Below are 19,261 nucleotides of genomic sequence, written 5' to 3' on the forward strand. Positions count from 1 at the left end.
ATCAATTCACGTTTCATCTGTAGCTCTTCATAAACCAAGCGGTTAGTGCAGAGCCTATCACAGAATAGTCGCACCCCTCGCCGCTAGGATTCGCCCAACCGGATAGCCGAGCCGGTCCACCGCGCAAACGCGGACCAAGGCAGCAAGATCAGTCATTGGCTCGATCCAGTGAATACCGAATTCCAGCACGTCCTCAAGCTCCTCAGCGAGGGAGTCACAGCAATGTCAAAGCACACAGAATCTCTGATCTCGATGCAGCAGCAACCACGCGTTTCACCGGAAGAATCGAGCCCTATCGAAACCGCAGTCAGGCGCGACCTGAGCGGTCTGAAGTACTTCGGCACCGTCCTCATCGCGAGCGGTGCCCTCTACGGCAACGCCCAAGCCGCCATCGAGACCTGCGGGGCGCCAGATCTCAAGCTGAGCTCGGAGACCGCGGTCCTTCTCTGGAAAGACTGCGGCACCGGCGCCTGGAGCGTCACCGCAGCCTCCGGCGGCACCAAGGGGACGACCAAGTTCGAAGGCAGGGTCACGGCCGACCAGGATGCCAGCCTGGTCGCCGGGATCAACCTGGAGTCCAACGACGTGGTCGACGCCAGCGATCCGCGAGCGATCGCCTACAAGCTCAATGTCATGGCCCCCTGGTACGACGGTTTCGAGCTCAAGCACCCGTCCGGCGCGAGCGTCTGCTTCGACGTCAGCACCTCGGGCATCCCACTGCTGGTCGGCCCCAATCGCACGCCGGTCACCACACCTGTCGACCTCTCCACGATGGCCGCTTGTGGCGCCACGGACGACAATCCAGCCACTGAGGGCGACCCTGGATACAACGCCGCCACGGATGAGGGGACATTCCTCTGGCAGGACGCGGACACTGGCGCCTGGCACCTGCGCATCGCGGGCGGAGGAAGCTCCAGCTACGACAACAACGACGGCAGCATCACCTCGGATCAGCCGCTCGCATCCGTCGCCGGCTACTCGCTGGAGTCGAACGACGTCGTGGACACCAGCACTCAGGAGGTCGTCGACTATGATCTCATCGTCGGCGGCGTCTATGAGGACGGCATCGACTTCAGCCTCGCCGATGGGGCCAGCGCTTGTTTGAATACGGGCACCGGAGATGCCAGCGTCTACGTCGGCGCCGAGCGCGTCGCCGTCTCCTCCCCCTTCGATGTCCGGACGCTCGGCGCCTGCGGCGAAGCCCCAGTGACCCCTGAAGAGCCGCAGACACCGTCGGTCGAGACCACCTACCAGGTCGTCACCCCGCAGCCGCTGGACGCCTACGCCGAGCTGCGCAACCCAGGGCGCGGGCTGGAGCAAGCCGGCAAGCTGCTGAACGACGGTACCTTCAATCGCAACGCGGCCATGGACGCGGACGCCGAGATCACCTACATCCGCGTCCCATGGGCCAATCTCGAGCCCAATGGCGACAATCAGTGGAACTGGTCGGACCTCGACGCGGCCATCGACGAGTCCGTCGCGCGCGGCAAGCAGGTCGGCATCTCCGTCATCAGCTGGAAGCCCATCCTGGACAGCTACAACTTTCAAGACGCGGTGCCGGCCTGGTACAAGAACGATCCGCGCCACGTGCGCTGCACCGACGTCGGCACCCCGGCCGGCTGCACCTACTACTTGGTCAGCTCGAGCCTCGATTGCTACGCCTCAGATCAGGTCTGCACCAATCGCTGGACCTTCAACCATGACGACCCGAGATTCATCCAAGAGCAGGTCGAGCTGATCGAGGCCATGCGCGCCCGCTACGACAACCCGCAATGGGCCGAGAAGATCGCCTATATGGACATCCGCTCGATCGGCTCCTGGAGCGAGAATCACACCACGGGGATCAGCATCGTCGGACGCAGCTCGCGCTGGCCCATGCCTGCTTGGAGCAACATGAAGGCCATCCTGGACGCGCACCTCGAGTACAGGTACATCCCGCAGATCGTCAACTTCGACAATGACGACGACTACCGCGAGGCCGACGGCCCCCATCCTTGGGACTACGCCTGCTCCGAGGCTCAGCTCGGCGGACAGACGATCGGCTGGCGCACCGACGGCATCGAAGTCACCCTCTGGGAGATCGATCAGGTCTGGTCCTGGTCCGACGCCGCGAAGGAATGCTGGAAGACGGGTCCGGTCTACGCCGAGGCGATGAATGGCAGCGGGCTGGTCTCCGCGGACTTGACGGAAGGCCTCTCGCGCCTGACCAACTGGCATGCGAGCGGCTGGAACAACAAGTACTCCAGCTCCTATCCGCGTGATGCCGCCTATACGGCCGAGGTCGATCAGTGGCTGCTCGACGCGGGCTACCGGCTGCAAGTCTCGGAGGCGGTGATCCCGAGCATCGCGGCCGCGGACGAGGCCTTCGACGTCGAGGTTCAATTGACCAACGTCGGCAACGCGGCCTTCTATCGCAACTTCTACGCCCTCGAAGTCCGCTTCACCCCCACCAGCTACGGCGAGGATGTGATCGTCAAGCTGCCCGGTGAGCTGCGCAGCGTCCAGCCCGGTGAGCCCGCCATAACCTTCGCGGGATCGGGAAGCCTGCCAGCCGGCGAGTACAGGGTATCGGTCGGCCTCATCCAGGATGCGGCCTTCGGATCGAGCTTCCCGGTCAAGCTCGCACAGCGCGCCGACAGCTGCACCCAAGAGAGCAGTGGCTGGTGGTGCGAGATCGGGACGACAGTCGTCGAATAGCGCATCAGTCGATCGCTGCACCCACGAGCCCCGGCCACGCCGGGGCTTTTTCGTATCCGCTTCGGCCTGGCCCGCCCGAGGCGCCCCGCCGGATCGGGTCTTGGATACGGACCTCGCCTCGGCGCCAGCACAGCACCCCCCTCCCCCCGACGCTTGCGCCAATCCCACCCGCCGCAGCTAGAGTCTGCCCGAAGCACCGGCCGCATTCGAGCACTCAAGATACAAACGCCTAATATCCAGAGGCTTTATCCATTGGAGTACGGGGCCAATACTTGGCGGGGTGCAGGCCGACCTCCCACGCGAGCTTGCCGGCACGCGCTAGGACCACGGACGCCGAGGGCGCCCGCGGATCCCTGGCGGACAACAACCGACGACACCTTGGAGCAGCTCTTCCATGGCGCCAACCCCGACCTTGCTGGACTCATCGACCCTTGCCAGCCGATCCGCCTCGCTCGCCGCGGCGTCGCGGGCGGCTCCCGAGCGAAGGACGCCGAGGACATACACCCGGAGGGCTGCTCCAGGCACCTGTGCCAGGGCCGCCAGGGGCAGGGTTCTGGCAAGCTATCTGGCCTTGCTCCCCGCCACCGCTTGCCTTGCCAGCCCAACACTCATCCCGCCTGCCGCTGAGGGGATCACCTACCAAGTCATCGAGCCGCCACCTCTGGACCCCCACACCGAGCTGCGCAACCCGGGGCGTGGCTTGGAGCAGGCCGGCAAGCTCCTCAACGACGGCACCTTCAACAACAACGCGGCCATGGATGCCGACGCGGACATTACCTATATCCGCGTCCCTTGGGCCAACCTAGAGCCCCATGGCGACGATGAATGGAACTGGACGGACCTGGACGCAGCCATCGAGGATACCGTCGCGCGCGGCAAGCAAGCGGGCATCGCCGTCATCAGCTGGAAGCCCATCCTGGACGACTACAACTTCGAGGAGGCCGTCCCGGCCTGGTATCGAAGCGATCCGCGCCACCTGCGCTGTACGGGCGCAGGGACACCTGCCGGCTGCACCTACTATCGCATCGACGCGCGTGCCGACTGCTACTCCCCAGCCACCCAGACCTGCACCAACCGCTGGGTATTCAATCAGGACGATCCGAGATTCATCCAGGAGCAGGTGGAGCTCATCGAGGCCATGCGCGCTCGCTACGACAATCCGCAATGGGCCGAGAAGATCGCCTACATCGACATCCGCTCGATCGGCTCCTGGAGCGAGAGCCATACCTTCGGGATCACCCTCGCCGGCCACAGCTCCGGCTGGCAAAGCGGCGTGCGCTGGCCCATGCCCGCGTGGGAGAACATGAAGGCCATCCTCGACGCCCACCTCGAGTACGCGCACATCCCCCAGATCGTCAATTTCGACAACGACGATCGCTATCGTGAGACCGACGGCCCGCACCCTTGGGATTACGCCTGCTCCGAGGCGCAGCTGGACGGCCAGCAGATCGGCTGGCGCACCGACGGCATCGAAGTCACGCTCTGGGAGATCGACCAAGTCTGGTCCTGGTCCCAAGCCGCGCGCGAATGCTGGAGGACTGGGCCAGTCTTCGCCGAGCCCATGGGTGTCTTCGGGCTGCGCCCAGAGGACCTGACGGAGGGGCTTCGGAGACTGCGCAGCTGGCGTGTCAGCGGCTGGAACAACAAGTACTCCACGGCCTACCAGCAGGACCCCATGTATGCGGCAGAGGTCCATCAGTGGCTGCTCGACGCCGGTTATCGCCTCCAGGCGGCCGAGGTGACGATCCCGCTCATCGCGCCCGCTCACCAAGTCTTCGACATTGCAGTCCAGCTCGCAAACGTCGGCAACGCGCCCTTCTACCGCGACTTCTACGCCCTCGAGGTCAAATTCACCTCAGGCGTCGACGGACGAGAGACGGTCGTCGAGCTGCCCGGCGAGCTGCGCCGCGTGCTCCCGGAGAGTGAGCCGACGGGCTTCGCAGGCTCGACCGCCCTCGCCCCCGGGCACTACCAAGTCTCGATCGGCATCATCCAAGACCCGAGCTTCGGCTCCGCCTTCCCAGTCAAGCTCGCGCAGCACCCGGACACCTGCACCCAGGAGGCGAGCGGCTGGTGGTGCCGGGTAGGAGGCCTGCTGGTGCGCTAAGGCGATTTCCGAGAATCCTCATACCAATCGCCCGCAAGCGGGCTCCTACGCATTCTTCTCGGTAGGAGCCCGATTGCGGGCGATGTCTCCGGGAGACGCCATCGGGCAGGCATTGCGTGGAGCACCGCCCCGGCGCGACGGATCAGCTCCGACCGCCTCAGTTCGCGGCGGGGCGCCGCTCCCACGGATTGAGTGGCTGACCCGACCAGACGTCGCTCGGCCGAGCGATGAAGCCGGCGTCTCCACCTCATCTCTGGGATGAGCTTGCCTGGAAATCGCCTAAGGGAGCGTCGTCAGTCTTGAACCGCACCGAGCGAAGGCGTGCTCTTCGGCTCGGCAGGTCGGGCAACGAGGCGTCTGCGCATGAGGCTGGTCACGACTTGGGTCTCGTCTCGACTCAACGGAGGCTTCAGCAGAAGCAAGGCCGCGTAGGTCAGGACGACGCAGACGACCGCCATGCTCGGCGAGCCCATCCCCTTCTCGACCGCGAGCCCAACCGCAATGGAGAGCGCGCAATGCAAGCCGATCCAGGCGGTGAGATCCAGCCGCCAGCCCAGCCGATAGCCGAGCCCGCGCAGCCGCGCGATGACGATGGCGTTCGCGGCCAGGGTTCCGGCCAGATTGGAGATCACCAAGCCCCATAGGCCCACGACCGGGAGCAGGACGACCGCGATCAGTAATGAAGCGGACTGGAGCAGATTCGTCCAAAGCAAGATGGGATTCTTTTCGAGCGCCTGGACCATCAGCTCGAGCAGGTCCCGCATCCCCTGCGTCGCCAAGACGAGCAGGAAGCCCATCAAGAGATAGCCCGCCTCCGGATAATGACCGGCGGTGATCCAGGCCAGGAGCTCGGGTCCCGCAACGGTGAGGATCGCGACGGGCAAGCCCAGCAGGATCAAGTTGATCCGAAAGACGAAGTCGGAGAGACGCGTCACGTCCTGGAAATCGCCGGTTGCCGCGAAGCGTGCCATGGCAAGCGGACGCACCATGCTCATGAGCATGCGGGTCGGGACCCACTTGCGCGCCAGGTTCATGAAGCTGTCGGCCACGCCCAGAATCGCAAGCTCGGACACAGGTAGCGCGTGTGCCGCCAAAAGCCGGTTGGGGGCACTGCCGTAGAGAAGCGAGCTCTGACTCAGGAGATAGCTCCACAGCCCATACCGCACCGCTCGCTGCCGATTCTCACGCCACCAGCCACTGTCCCCGACAGCCCGTTGCTGATCCTGCCGCCACCGCCTCACCCAGCTGAGAACGAGTAGCGAGAGCGCCACGCTCTCGCCGAGCCCCTCGGCGAGAACCACGCGCTCGAGCGTCAGCTCCCCCACCACCGCGAGATAGACCATCACGAGCGCCGCGACCGCGCCGCCCACCGCCATGCTGTACTGACTCTCCTTTTGCCAGAGCAGGGACTCCAGGCACTGCGATAGCCAGAAGGCGCCCAATCTCAGATAGCCCACCAGCAGATACCAGGGCAGGAGCCAGATCCACTCCTCGACATTGAAGACCCTGGCCACCCAGGGAAGTAGAGGAAGCGCGGCCAAGAAGAGCAGGGAAACGACCAGCAGCCGAAAGAGCATCCCGTAGAACAGGAGGCGATAGGCCGCGCGGTTGTTACCGGTGGCACGCAGCTCCGGCAGATAGCGAAAGAGGACCTTCTGAACACCGATCGACGTCAGGACGTCCAAAAGGGCGATCAAGGCCTGGAAGGCGATGTAGACCGCATACTGCTCGACCGGCAGGACACGGGCCAGGAGCAGCAGGACCGTGACCGACGCGAGCATGCGAAAGGTCTTTCCGACGAGGAAATGCGCCAGGCTCTTGCGCACGGCGTCGAGCCCATAGTGCTTTCGATAGGCGGCTTGCATGGCTAGGGCCTCTGCCCGGCGCGATGGCTGACGCCTTCGCGGGATCTGCCTTGCGTACCGCCGCGCGCACGCTCGCCCTGCCCTATCCCGCCCCGGCCCTTCGCGCGCGACGCCAGTCCGTCCCAATAGGCAACATAGCCGATGAGCAGAACGACGAGGGTCTGATAGACGACGTCCAGCACGAAGAAGTTCTTATGCCAGAGCGTGATGAAGATGATGACCATGCCGATGCGGGCCGCGCGCAGCGAGGCAAGACGCTCGGGATGGGCCGCATGCAGGGGCTCGAGACGTCCAGCGGTGCGATAGGCGACCGCCAACAGCGCGAAGACGAGGCCCAAGCCCAGGACACCTGTCTCCCAAAGCAGTGCGACGACGGCCGTATTGCCGATATCCGCCTCCAGGTCGATCTGAACGGGCACGCCATTGATGCGCGTCGTCACGGTTCCCGCCGGAAAGGCACGGGCGTCTGGGACCCGCGTGTAGCCGATACCATGCCCAAGCAGGATCTCGCGCCAGTTACCTGAATCATGCATGTCCGCCCAATGCTCGAAGGCCCCGAAGCGCGACAGCCTTCCGCGCACCTCCTCGGCCTCGACGTTGTATTCGTAGGTGTAAGCGACCAGGTCCTGCCAGCTCGCGATATCTTCGTGATCCGGCGAGTTCAGGGTGAAGGCGACCATCAGCACCGCCAGCATCAAGAGCATCGCCAGTCCAGTCGTCAAGAACCGCAGCGGACGCCGCACCAGGTCGGCGCCGAACAAACCGAGGTAGACGGCGAGCAGGTAGAAGATCGAGACCTTCGCCTGGTTGACGAGCACAGGCGCCATCAGCAAGGCACCGATACCCCAGAGCTGGGCCTTGGAGACCACGCCGAGCTGCCGCCCCGCGACCAGCCCGGCGATCACGATCATCAGAAAGGCGCTGAGGGTCGCGTTGGCGCCGCCGCCATCGAAGACCGCGCCGAAGGTCCCTGCGACCACGTCGATCGGGACGATCCCATTCCCCATGCCGGCGCGAGCCGGCACCAGCACGAGCAGCTGATGCAGAACGAACGGGATCTGAGCGATGGCGATGACCAAGAGCACCCGCGGCAGCCGATCCATCACCAGTGGCGGCCAGGGCGCCAGGGCCAAGGCGATCAGCAAGGCCCAAACCTGGTAGTAGCCCTTGAATCCGACGACGAAGCGATCGAGCTGGAAGCCGTTGGCGAAGGTCGCGGCGAGGCTCGCGAGGACGAAGCCCAGGGCCCACCAAAGGAGCGTCGAGATCCCCCGGGCTCGCTCGGCGCCTGGACGGCGCGCGAGATAGAGAGCGGTCGCCTGAAGCGCCAACAGAGCGGTTGCGGGCGCGAGCAGCCAGCGGACTTGCTCCAGCGACGGCAGGTAGAGCCGCGCGAGCCCCGCGACGACGAGACCACCAAGCACCACCGACCAGAACAGCAGCTCGGAGCGCGCGGCGACCATGATCCCGAGCATCAGGATCGCAGGCGCCAGCACGAGGAGGGGCTGACCTCGGGTCGCGAGCCAGCCGACGAGCACGGCGGAAAGGCCCATCAGCACGACGAGGCTGATCCCATTGAGCATCGACTTGGTCGAATCGGCGAAGGCGCGATCAGGCATGACGTCGAGGTCTCGCTCTCAAGCGTTGGCGAAGGTCGGAGGCTGGCGACGGCCACCGCGGACGAGCCTCGCTCGGCGCGAGCGCGGCCTCTCATGCCGATACGGGTCAGCAAAATTCGAGCCCTTCTCATCCACGGCGCCCTTCCACGGAAGGACGCCGCGCGCAAGACGAGGCCGGAAAGCGGCCCAGCAGCGCGGCCCTGTAATGCCACCCTTACAGGCTTACAGACCTGCCGGCGCGGCATCCATCCACCTGCCGCTTCTCGACGCCGCGCCCCGACAAGTCCCTCGGACCCAACCTCAGGGCCTCGATCATGGTCCCACGTGGCCATCTTCCGTAGGGCGGACAAGCGCGGAGACTGTGAACCTAGATTCGGCAATTGGAACCGCAAAGGCGCGAAGGACACGAAGAAAAACAGAGGCTTGCATCGCTGCGTCGCTTCACCCTCTGAGTAAGCATCGCTTCGCGGACAAGATGTTGAAATTCTTTGCCTTATTTGTTCCCTTTGCGGTTCAACTGCTCTTTTTAGGGTGAAAGTATTCCGAGCACATCGCGAAGATCGCAGCTTGCCGTCGATTGGGCCGACGCAAGAGGGCCGACAATCAAGGCGTCAGGCTAGCCCCGACCTTGGGCTTCATCCTAGATCCGGCGGTTGGGCGGGCCTCACCCGGCAGGTGAGCCAGCGGGAAACCCGGATCTTGAAAGCGATCAAGGCCTTGCATGAGGCCGAAGCGGTCAACTGGGGGATCTAGGCTCATACCTCAGCCCAGCCTAAGGGGACCTTCTTCACAGTCTCGCAGCACAGTCCACCAACGCCGGCGCGGGCTCCGGTGGACTTCGCTCTCGAGACTGTGAGAGTCATCCAAGCGCACCGCGAAGATCGCAGATTGCTGTAGGTTGGGCCGACGCAGGAGGCCCAACAATCAAAGCGTTAGGCTAGCCGCCATGTTGGGCTTCGTACCTCAGCCCAACCTACGCAGAATTTCTTCACAGTCTCTCTCGCTCGTCCACCCCTCTGCCGATCCAACAGACGACAAAGGCCGACCCTCGTCGAAGAGCAGCCAGCCGCCAGTTGCCTGGAGTCGATGCCTCGTCCGGGCTCGCCGACCTTGGGCGCATGGCAGAAAACTTGCGCTGTGGGCGAGAGGCGAGCGCAAGGTCGGACCGGGCGCTCGCAGTCTTCCACTCCGCCGGAGAACGCCATGTCCAGCCCTAGGATCCCACCGTCCGCCGATCGGCCCGACCAAATCGACACCACAGAGCGATCGAGCCATCACCCAGACGCGGCCCGCATCCGCATGCTCTACGTGGTGGGCGGCGGACCGGGAATCGCCGACCGCGTGGACGTATCGGATCTCTTCGCCACGAGACTGGCGCGCCAAGGCTTCGAGATCGACTGGGTCATGGAGGACGCACGGCCCGGCGCGGCCTGGGTAGCGACACACTGGCGCGGCGCGAAAGCCTTCGTGATTCACCGCAGCAGACGCCGCGGCTTGGCGGGCAAGCTCCTGACCAAGCTTCGGGAGGTCGTCGGCGACCTGCGCGTCGGCTGGCTCGTGCTGCGCGGCGACTATGACGTCGTGCAAGTGCGGGACAAGTTCCTCGTCGCGGTGCTCGCCCTGGCCGCCGCCCGGCTCCGTGGCACCAAGATGACCTATTGGGCGTCCTACCCCTTTGCCGAATGCCGCATCCTAGACGCCCGTGAAGGGCGATCACGACTGCCCGCGCTCAGTCTCATCGGCGGCAAGACGGCCGCCTGGCTGCTTTACAAGGTCATCCTGCCGCATGCGGACGGCATCTTCGTGCAAAGCCGCCAGATGCTCGAGGATTTCCGCGACCAGGGGATCAGCCCCGACGCCATGACGCCCGTGCCCATGGGCATCGGCGAGCACCTGCTCGAGCACCCGGGCGGCGAGGTGGTGCCCCACACCGCGCTCTACCTCGGCACCCTCAATCTCGTGCGACGTCTAGACGTGCTCGTCGAAGCGCTCGCGCAGGTGCGCACGCAATTTCCCGACGCCAAGCTGACGTTCGTGGGTGACGGCGACGTCCCCGAGGACAGAGCCCGCATCGAACGGGCGGCGCGAGCCCTTGGGCTGGAGGATGCCATCGAAATCACGGGCTGGCTCCCGGTCGAGCAAGCCCACGCGCGCGTCTGCGCCGCCGCCGTCTGCCTTTCGCCCTTTTATCCGACTCCGATTCTGCGCTCGACCTCGCCAACCAAGCTGATCGAGTACATGGCGCTGCAGCGCCCGGTGGTCGGGAACGCGCATCCGGAGCAATCCGCCATCATCGCCGAGAGTGGCGCGGGCATCTGCGTGCCTTGGTCGGCGAGCGATTTCGCAAACGCCGTCTCGACCCTCTTCGCCGATCCGGCGGGCGCCGAGGCCATGGCCAGGAAGGGCCGCGCCTACATCCGCGGCAAACGGCTCTACTCCCTCATCGCGGCAGAGGTCGCGGCCCGCTACGAGGAGCTGCTGAGACCCAGCCGAGCGAGCGTGGCGGGTACCACTGCCGCCGATCGGCCGGTGCAATCGGATCCGGTCGGCAAGGTGTCCAGAAGACCGGCTTGACCCTGGCTCAGCGGCACATGCAGTCAGCGCGCACGATCATTCGAGGCGCCGAGCCGCAAGGAGCTCAACATCGGTCGCGGGATGGACCGACAGCCCAAGGCGCCCCTCGCACCGCGGTGCGCCTCATCGCCCGAGGCACCCTGTCCAAGCCCGGATGCTCGACTGTCAGGTCCAGGAAACACCTTGACAGCCCACCAAGCAGGTCGCGCCAGCTCCGGAGCCAAGCAGGCAGGCCACCCGCATTGGCTAGTTTTTTGCTCAGGTACTTAGGCCAAACCGATCCGCCCTCGACGCATCGGCAAGTCTGTCATCGCACGTCGGACCAAGGCGCCAAGCTGCCGACGCGACCGTCAACTTCGAAAAGGTAGTCATGAGATGCAAGGCAAGACCAGCCCTAGAGCGAGTGCCACGGTTCATCGGCTCGATCGACATAGCTTATCGACAGGAGACCCAAGCTCGGCATCCGCCTTCAATGCACCCCTCGTCTTCGTCACCGGGGCATCACGCTCGGGCACGACCATGCTGGCTCGCATGCTCGGTGCGCACAGCGCGGTCATGGCGTTCAACGAGCTGCATTTCTTCGGCGCTCTGTGGGATCCCCTGCAGGCCGACCGAGCCGCCTCGGAGCGCGAGCTCGGCGACCTGGCCGCCAAACTGCTAGCCCGCCAGACACACGGACTCTGGGGCGGCCGACCCACCAGCGTCGAGCACGCCTGGGGACGACGACTCGCGCAAGCCTTGGCGGCCGAGGAGCACCACCCGGGCGCGGTCTTCGCGGCAGCCCTTCACCAATTGGCCAGCGACTCTGGGCGTCTCTATGCCTGCGAGCAGACGCCGCGCAACGTCTTCTATGCGCGCCGCCTGCTCGATCTCTATCCAAACGCCCGCTTCGTCCACATCGTGCGTGATCCGCGCGCCGTCCTGGCGTCGCAAAAGAACCGCTGGAAGCTGCGCCGCCTCGGCGCCGACCACCTCCCCCTCTCGGAGATGATCCGTAACCTGGTGAACTATCACCCCCTGACCATGGCGAAGCTCTGGGCGCGGGCCACCGAAGAGGCGGTCGGTCTGAGCGACCATCCGCGCTTCATGGTCGTGAAGTTCGAGGACCTCGCCGCCCAGCCAAGTCTCATGGCAGCTCGAATCTGTCGCTTCCTGGGACTCGCGTTCGAGGAAGAGATGATCGACATTCCCCGCTGGGGATCCTCCAACGTCGAGCACAGCGACCAGAGCCGCGGCGTATCCTCCGAGGTCGTCCACCGCTGGCGCCGGGCCCTCTCGAAGGCCGAAACACTGATCTGCGAGCGGCATTGCCAGCACCTCATGAAGCGCTTCGGCTATGCCACGGAGGTGCTCGATCAGCCGAGCCCGCCCTCGCTCGCCATTCCAGTCCTGTCCTACCCACTACACGTCGCTGGCGTCGTCGCCTTCAACCCAGGCCGGGCGCTCATCCAACTGAAGGCCATGACCAGGCTCAAAGGCAATGACGGCGTCGCCGCCGCGCACATGACAGAGGGCTCGAAGACATGACGAGAACCATCTTGGTCGCCGGCGGGGCCGGCTATATCGGCTCGCACATGGTCAAGCACCTGCTGGAGCACGACTATCAGGTGATCGTTCTAGACGATCTGTCGAAGGGACATGCCGATGCGGTGCCCAGCGACATCCTGATCCGAGGCAGTATCGGGGATGCCCGTCTCCTGGATCAGATCTTCCGGCAGCGATCGATCGACGCCGTCATGCACTTTGCCGGCTTCATCGAGGTCGGAGAGTCGGTGCGCAAGCCCGAAAAGTACTATCGCAACAACTTCGCCAATACCCTGGTGCTCACAGAGGCGATGTGCCGCCATGAGGTCTCGCGGTTCATCTTCTCGTCCACGGCGGCGGTCTATGGGAATCCGCTGCAGACGCCGATCTCCGAGGCTCACCCCCTGCAGCCCATCAATCCCTACGGCGCCAGCAAGCTCATGGCCGAGCAGGCCTTGCGCGACTTCGATCATGCCCGAGGCCTCAAGTCGATCGTCCTGCGCTACTTCAACGCCGCGGGCGCGGACCCGGGCGGACAGCTCGGAGAGCGCCATCATCCGGAGACGCACCTGATTCCCTTGGTGCTGGACGCAGCCCTGGGCGTGCGCGACGCGATCACCATCTACGGAGATGACTATGACACTGAGGACGGGACCTGCGTCCGCGACTATGTCCACGTCGCGGACCTTTGCCAGGCACATCGGCTTGCCCTGGACTCCCTGCTGAGCGGCGGCAGCTCCAAGGCCTACAATCTTGGCAATGGACGCGGATTCTCGGTTCGCGAAGTCATCGATACCGCGAGCCGCGTCGCCGGTCGGGCCATCCCCTTTCAGATCGGCGCGCGCCGCGCCGGCGACCCGGCGCGATTGGTCGCCGACAGCAGGAAGATCAAGCAGGAGCTGGCATGGAGTCCGGAGTACGCCTCACTCGAAACCATCATCGGCCATGCATGGACACATCGCCGAGAGCACTTCAAAGGTCATGGATCTTCCGGCTTGTGGAAGCCGTCGGCCGCCGCCTAGGGAGGCTCGCCGCTTGAACGCCGGGAACGCATTCAAGCGGCTTGATCCTCAGATGGACACTTAGGGTGTAAAAGGGAGAGCGAAGTCCACCGAATCCCGCGCCGGCCTTGGTGGACTGAGCCGCGCTTGTCCAGCCGACAGCGGTAGGCCGGGCCAATCGATGATCGCCGCCCATTCAAGCGAGCCGACCGACGACCAGATATCGCCAATCAGGTCCTAACGTCGATGGTTTGCCTGTGGAGATTTTGAGGGCCATGCCAGGGAGATCTGGCAGGCTGACGAGGGCTGCGCGGGCTTTGCGCCGATCGGGGCTCTCAGGAAGGCTAGGCGCGCTGGCCGATACTCACATCAGCTTCAGCTCAAGAGCATCAGACTCGAGCAGATTGCAGCCATGAGGTGAGGCCAATCTGCTCGATGCCTTGCCGTCCATCTCATTCGTCGCGACTACCCTGCCAATCGATCGCATGCTGCTCCATCAAGCGGTAGAGCGTCACGCGTGAGATGTCCAGGCGCCGCGCCGCCTTGGACACATTGTTGCGCGCCGCGGCGAGCGTCGCCTCGATCACTTCCTTCTCGGCCCTAGAGCGTGCCTCCGATAGGGTCATCAGGATCGAGTTTGGCAAGTCTTGATCCAGCCCGAGGTCTTTCGGCTTGACCAGTCGCCCCTCGCTCATGACTACGGCCCTTTGCACGCGATTGACCATTTCGCGCACATTCCCCGGCCAGTAGTGCGCCTTGATTGCATCCAGCGCGGGCTGGCTGAAGCCCTTGATATTGGGCTTGACCTTGGAGGCGAACTGCTGCAGGAAATACTGCGCCAGAATCTCGATATCCTCGCCGCGATCGCGCAGGGGCGGCATTTCGAGGTGGAGGACATTGAGGCGGTAGTAGAGATCCTCGCGAAAGCGTCCTTCCTCGACGGCCCGCTCGAGATTGACGTGCGTCGCGGCGATGACGCGCACATCCACCGAAATAGGCGTGGTTCCTCCCACCCGATCGATCGTTTTCTCCTGCAGGAATCTCAGCAGATTGACCTGCATCTCAAGCGGAAGGTCGCCAATCTCGTCGAGGAAGAGCGTGCCGTTCTGAGCCGCCTCGATCCGACCGATCTTGCGCCGATCGGCACCTGTGAAGGCGCCTTTCTCGTGCCCGAACAGCTCGGCCTGTATCAGATCCTTCGGCAATGCCCCGCAGTTCACGGCCACGAAAGGCCCCTGGGCGCGGTGCGAGAGATGATGGATCGCTTGGGCGCTGAGCTCCTTGCCCGTGCCGCTCTCTCCGCGAACCATGACGTTGAGGTCGATCGCGGCAACCTTGTGGATGGTCTGAAAGAGACTCCGCATCGCGGGACTTTGCCCGACCATGTGCGATTCGCCCTCTCGCACGAAGCCACTGTCGGAGTAAGCGTTGGCGATCTCGGCCATCCCGTAGGCATGCCCGAGCGTCACGGACAGACGCTCCGGGTCCATCGGAAGCGTGTGGTAGTCGTAGAAGTGGGAGCTGATGACGCGCGACACCTGGTGGACCGAGGTCGTCACCCCAGAGAGTAGGACCACCCAGTTGATGCGATTGTCGGCGTCGAGCAGGAGCTCGGCCTGGAAGCGCAGCGTGCTGGTGTCGGCACCAGCCCCGTCCCAGTGGAACAAGCCCACCAGGAAATCTTGCTTGCGCAGGAGGTCCAGTGCGGCTGCAGGATGCGAGACCTCATGCACGTCCCACTGATCTTGCAGGAAAGCCGGGTAAGCGACGCGCTCGCCGGTGGAAGCCTTTACGTAGATTAGAGGTCGACGCCGATTGGGCATAGCGATATCACCGAGGGTTGGTTTGCGATCACAATCAGTGGGCTCAGCTCAAAGCAGCGAGGCTCTTGTATTCTTGATCGTCGCCACTGCCTCGTGTGGCCTGTGCCATGTCTGCCGCAGTCGCACCTACCCTTGTCCGACCGTTAGGTTATCTCCTCTTCGCTTCCACAGAGCCCCGACGACGTCGGCGAGCGATTCGCCGGGAGCTCGCACCTTTCTCCGTTTGAGCCCCAGCACACGCAATGCCAGGGCTTGGCGTCCGCACTGCAGATCAGTCGTGCTGATGCAACCGATCTGCGCTGCGGGCACATGGCGCAAAGCCCAGAAAAGCTCTGCGGGGAGAGCCCGGTCAAAAGACGCTCCGATGCCGATTGATGCCGTCCGATGGCAGCAGATGGGAGGGATCCAATTCGTGTCTGTCGAGGTCAGGCCGCAAGCCCAAGTCTCCGTCGGACCGAGCTTCCCACCTCACTTCAGAGCTTAGGCGGACTGCGTCATGAAGACATCCGCAAAACTACTAGTTGCTCGATCCTCAGTATGCTGAGCGCCACATGCTGAGGTAAAGACAATCAAGCCACACAGGAGTTGGGGGATTGCCAGGCGTTAGGATGTTCGATCTGAGTGGATTTTCGGGTGTTTGGCTCACGCACTTTTTGTCCTGCCAGAAAAGTCCAGTAAATGTTTAAAAATCAATGACTTACATATCAACTTCAGGGGGTCGTTGAATACCTGGATGCGGGACCGAAAAGTGCGTGAAAAAGCCCAAATCGCACTCCCTAGCCAGGCGTGGCCTTTCACGCTACAGGTGAAATGACATCGCGCAAGAAGTTTGCAAGTAGGTTGCCAGAAATTCCGACGAACGACCTCCGCGGCACGCCCAATTCTGCACAAGAAACACTTTTCGCATACCACAAGAGCGACAACAGACTGATTTCAAAAAGACAAGAAAACAAAGCGTGGCGCTCTACCCTGCCGCTTAGAGCGACCGCGACCAGTCATTAGGCAATGAACAATCAGCAACAGACACCCATTGTTGAGTCACCGAGATCATCACCGGGTCGCGCGAAACCAAACATCTCTCGCCGACGATCGAACGTCTCGATGTCGTCACCAGGCCGAGCACTGGATGGCAATTGCCTATTCCGCATTCACTTCGATTGGCACAACGCACGCAAGGGAATCACGTGCGACCTGTAATGTTAATGAATCAACTAGACACCCCCAGGCGCAGCCATGCACGGCCACAGATTCAGTACCTGGGCGTCATTCGAGTGGTGGCACCCTCGTTGCTATGAGCTTCCCTAGAATAAAACCGTACGTCCCGTCCTGGCTTAATCGGACAGGCGAAACTGGGGCTTCCGGGGCGGTTCGAGTGAAGGTGGCAGCCTGGGGGGACAGCAGCCGTCGCTCGATATCTTGTCAGAGAGCGTCAAGCGGATTGACACGAAGCGAGGTGCAAAGCCCTTGGCAACTGTCTGCGAAGAGAACGAGCACGAGGGGGATCCGGGGCCGCGCCCACCGAGACGCGGACGCGGAGACCGCTCGATAGGCGACGCGCATGAGGTCACTGCCACCGTCTACGGCAGCGAGATCATTGCCGACAGCTCGCCACTGGGACTCGATAGCTTCGGCGCCGTCCACCGCGGTCTCGCCGCGGTTCAAGACGTCATCGAGTATTTCAAATTTCGCTCCAGATTCCGCGACACCACCGAGGAGTTCCGCTGTCTGCTCAGGCACTTCGTCGACAAGGGCGCGAATCGGCGCTGCCTGCGGCTCGTGTTCGACGACGACCGTCAGCCCGAGATCGGCTCCAACTGGCTGACCCTGAGCCTCGACGGCGTCGAGCGCGAGGCCAGGGAGGCCGGGCGGGTGACGCTGAGTCTCGACGACAACAGCTTCGACGCCGTCTTCTGCATCGGCATCGGCAGGGTCTCGCGTCCCGACAGCCTGGTCGCGGAGGTGCGACGCGTCCTGCGGCGATCGGGCGAGGTCTGGGTGCATACGCCGCTCTGCGGCCCTTACGCACCTCCCAGCCAGCCGCATCATGCCGAGTACATGCGCTATACGCCGGATGGATTGCGGATCCTGTTCGAGAGCTTCGACGAGATCTTCGCCTCGATCTATCTGCCAGAAGGCAACAGCCTACGCCCCTGCAGCTTCTTCTATGGTCTCAAGCCGGCGGAGCTCAGTCCGGATTCGGCGGACCTCACCCACTGACCACAACGGATGAGAAGGATCCCAAGCAGCGACGAGATCGACCCTTTCCGAACCGGCTAAGCAGTGCTGCGGACGCCGCACTGACCGCCAAAGCAGCTTCACAACGCCTAGGGTAAGCCGAGATGCATGAGCGAGACTCTCAAACAACCCCAACGACCTGCCCGCTGATCGTGAGCCATGAGCGAGCCAGAGCGCTGAAGCAAGAGGCCACGCGCCTGGAGTCCATCTCCCTGACCGCGGCGCAGTTGTGCGACATCGAGCTTTTGCTCACCGGAGCCTATGCGCCCGTGACCCGACTCATGACCCGGCAAGATCTCGGACCCGAGCCGGCGGCCAGCCAGATTGGCAGGGTCGCGCGACCGCAGCTCCAGGTCTTTCTAGAGGTCAATGCCGCAAGCGCCTCGAAGCTGAGTCTCGGCCAGCGCGTCGTCCTTCGCGACGACGAAGGTGCGATGCTCGCCGTGCTGACGATCGAGGACATCTGGGATCCCAGGATGGCAGCGAAGGACGCGCTCCCCCAGGCAACGGAGGCCACCCCGCAAGCCCTTCCGACTCCCGAAACTGAGGCTCGCTGCCTCCGCGTCGGCGGAAGCATCGAAGGGATCGGCACCCCAGGGCGTCACGACTATCCGGAGCTCAGGGTCACGCCCTCATGGCTCGCAGAGGAGCCTCGCCGGCGGCGTTTGCAGCGGATGATCCTGGTCGACTCGGCCGCCGAGCTGACGCAGACGGCGCACCAGGCCGTCGCCGCCATTGCAGCGGAGATCGACGCCCTCGTCGTGCTGCAGATCGCCGACGACGGCTTGCAGCCGACCGACCTGCGCCTGCATCGAGCAGTGCGCGAATGCCGCGAGGCGCTCAGGCAGTATCCCGCCGGACGGGCACAGCTGGCACTCCTGCCCCTCGTCTCGAAAGGCAACGACGTCCACGAGCTGCTCCGCAGGGCCGCGGTCTACGGCAACTATGGCGCCACCCACTGCATCCTGGATCCGCGCGACTATGGCCTAGGATCGGGCGCAGAAGGCTCCGCCGCGCTCTCGAAACTGAGCGCAGAGGGTCTTCTCAAGACAAGTATGACGCTCATCTCCAGCCTCGACCTGACCGGCCCAGCAGGTGGCCTGACGGCCGATCGCGGCGCCGGCCGCCCGCACGCCAGCCATAGCCGCGGCGCAAGACGCAGTGGTCGGGTGCCTGGGCGGCGCGGCGCAACCTGCTTCTTCACGGGCCTTTCCGGCGCCGGAAAGTCGACCGTTGCGCGCGCGCTCGCGGCGCGCCTCGGCCAGCTCGACCGCACCGTCAGCCTCTTGGACGGCGACATCATTCGCAAGCACCTCTCGAGCGAGCTGACCTTCAGCAAGGAGCACAGAGACCTGAACATCCGGCGCATCGGCTATGTCGCCAGCGAGGTCACAAGGCACGCAGGCATCGCCATCTGCGCACCCATCGCGCCCTACCGCATCACCCGCGCAACCGTTCGGGGCATGATCGAAAGCCTAGGTGAGTTCCTCGAGATCCACGTATCGACGCCGATACAAATCTGCGAGAAGCGCGATCCCAAGGGCCTCTACGCCAAGGCGCACGCCGGGCTGATCAAGGACTTCACGGGTGTGAGCGACCCCTACGAGGAGCCCGAGCACCCGGAGATCGCGATCGACACCTCGCAAGTCGAGGTCGAAGACGCCGTCGCTCGGATCGTCGCCGAGCTGCGCGCCCGCGGCTGCCTCCATGGCTCGGACGACTGGCCCCAAACTGCCGCGGGCTGATGCGATCGCGCCCAGAGACGAGGCGCGGCGCAAGCCGCCCTCGCCTCATGCGAGACCGACTCAAGCCGCGG

At 64.1% G+C, this 19,261-nt stretch carries 10 protein-coding genes; 7 read left to right on the forward strand and 3 right to left on the reverse strand.

Features of this window, described 5'->3' with window-relative positions:
* Positions 1-222 precede the first annotated feature (222 nt).
* Positions 223-2,697, forward strand: a complete 2,475-nt coding sequence (locus G3446_RS13200; RefSeq protein WP_164453302.1) for a DUF4832 domain-containing protein — start codon at positions 223-225, stop codon at positions 2,695-2,697.
* Between the two features lie 571 nt (positions 2,698-3,268).
* Positions 3,269-4,804, forward strand: coding sequence for a hypothetical protein (locus tag G3446_RS13205; protein ID WP_164453303.1), 1,536 nt, complete (start codon positions 3,269-3,271; stop codon positions 4,802-4,804).
* A gap of 293 nt (positions 4,805-5,097) precedes the next feature.
* Here the strand turns inward: G3446_RS13205 and G3446_RS13210 are convergent, their stop codons facing one another.
* Both G3446_RS13210 and G3446_RS13215 read right to left on the reverse strand, forming a co-directional pair.
* On the reverse strand, positions 5,098-6,669 hold the full coding sequence (locus G3446_RS13210; RefSeq protein ID WP_164453304.1) for a lipopolysaccharide biosynthesis protein: 1,572 nt from the start codon (positions 6,667-6,669) through the stop codon (positions 5,098-5,100).
* Between the two features lie 2 nt (positions 6,670-6,671).
* On the reverse strand, positions 6,672-8,288 hold the full coding sequence (locus G3446_RS13215) for a hypothetical protein (protein WP_164453305.1): 1,617 nt from the start codon (positions 8,286-8,288) through the stop codon (positions 6,672-6,674).
* A 1,203-nt stretch (positions 8,289-9,491) separates the two neighbouring features.
* Between G3446_RS13215 and G3446_RS13220 the strand changes: the two genes are divergently transcribed.
* The 3 genes from G3446_RS13220 to galE all read left to right on the forward strand — a co-directional run bounded on the left by G3446_RS13220 (position 9,492) and on the right by galE (position 13,408).
* Complete coding sequence (locus G3446_RS13220; RefSeq protein ID WP_164453306.1) at positions 9,492-10,862, forward strand: glycosyltransferase; 1,371 nt, start codon at positions 9,492-9,494, stop codon at positions 10,860-10,862.
* A 375-nt stretch (positions 10,863-11,237) separates the two neighbouring features.
* Entirely contained in the window at positions 11,238-12,389 is a 1,152-nt protein-coding gene (locus G3446_RS13225; RefSeq protein ID WP_164453307.1) for a sulfotransferase family protein, read from the forward strand.
* On the forward strand, positions 12,386-13,408 hold the full coding sequence (gene galE / locus G3446_RS13230) for a UDP-glucose 4-epimerase GalE (protein WP_164453308.1): 1,023 nt from the start codon (positions 12,386-12,388) through the stop codon (positions 13,406-13,408). The genes G3446_RS13225 and galE overlap by 4 nt, the downstream gene beginning before the upstream one ends.
* A gap of 431 nt (positions 13,409-13,839) precedes the next feature.
* Here galE and G3446_RS13235 read toward each other — a convergent pair whose 3' ends face one another.
* Positions 13,840-15,210: a sigma-54 dependent transcriptional regulator gene (locus tag G3446_RS13235; RefSeq protein WP_164453309.1), complete on the reverse strand. Its 1,371-nt coding sequence runs from the start codon at positions 15,208-15,210 to the stop codon at positions 13,840-13,842.
* Between the two features lie 1,464 nt (positions 15,211-16,674).
* Here G3446_RS13235 and G3446_RS13240 point away from each other — a divergent pair.
* Both G3446_RS13240 and cysC read left to right on the forward strand, forming a co-directional pair.
* Positions 16,675-17,427, forward strand: a complete 753-nt coding sequence (locus tag G3446_RS13240; RefSeq protein WP_164453310.1) for a methyltransferase domain-containing protein — start codon at positions 16,675-16,677, stop codon at positions 17,425-17,427.
* Positions 17,428-17,597: 170 nt separating this feature from the next.
* On the forward strand, positions 17,598-19,190 hold the full coding sequence (gene cysC, locus G3446_RS13245) for an adenylyl-sulfate kinase (RefSeq protein ID WP_164453311.1): 1,593 nt from the start codon (positions 17,598-17,600) through the stop codon (positions 19,188-19,190).
* Positions 19,191-19,261 lie beyond the last annotated feature (71 nt).

It is taken from the genome of Thiorhodococcus minor, from assembly GCF_010820565.1.
GTDB lineage: Bacteria > Pseudomonadota > Gammaproteobacteria > Chromatiales > Chromatiaceae > Thiorhodococcus > Thiorhodococcus minor.

Coding starts and splice junctions, on each gene's coding strand:
- G3446_RS13225 (WP_164453307.1), top strand. CDS start 11,238: ATGCAAGGCAAGACCAGCCCTAGAGCGAGTGCCACGGTTCATCGGCTC.
- G3446_RS13220 (WP_164453306.1), top strand. CDS start 9,492: ATGTCCAGCCCTAGGATCCCACCGTCCGCCGATCGGCCCGACCAAATC.
- G3446_RS13200 (WP_164453302.1), top strand. CDS start 223: ATGTCAAAGCACACAGAATCTCTGATCTCGATGCAGCAGCAACCACGC.
- G3446_RS13235 (WP_164453309.1), bottom strand. CDS start 15,210: ATGCCCAATCGGCGTCGACCTCTAATCTACGTAAAGGCTTCCACCGGC.
- G3446_RS13215 (WP_164453305.1), bottom strand. CDS start 8,288: ATGCCTGATCGCGCCTTCGCCGATTCGACCAAGTCGATGCTCAATGGG.
- G3446_RS13210 (WP_164453304.1), bottom strand. CDS start 6,669: ATGCAAGCCGCCTATCGAAAGCACTATGGGCTCGACGCCGTGCGCAAG.
- galE (WP_164453308.1), top strand. CDS start 12,386: ATGACGAGAACCATCTTGGTCGCCGGCGGGGCCGGCTATATCGGCTCG.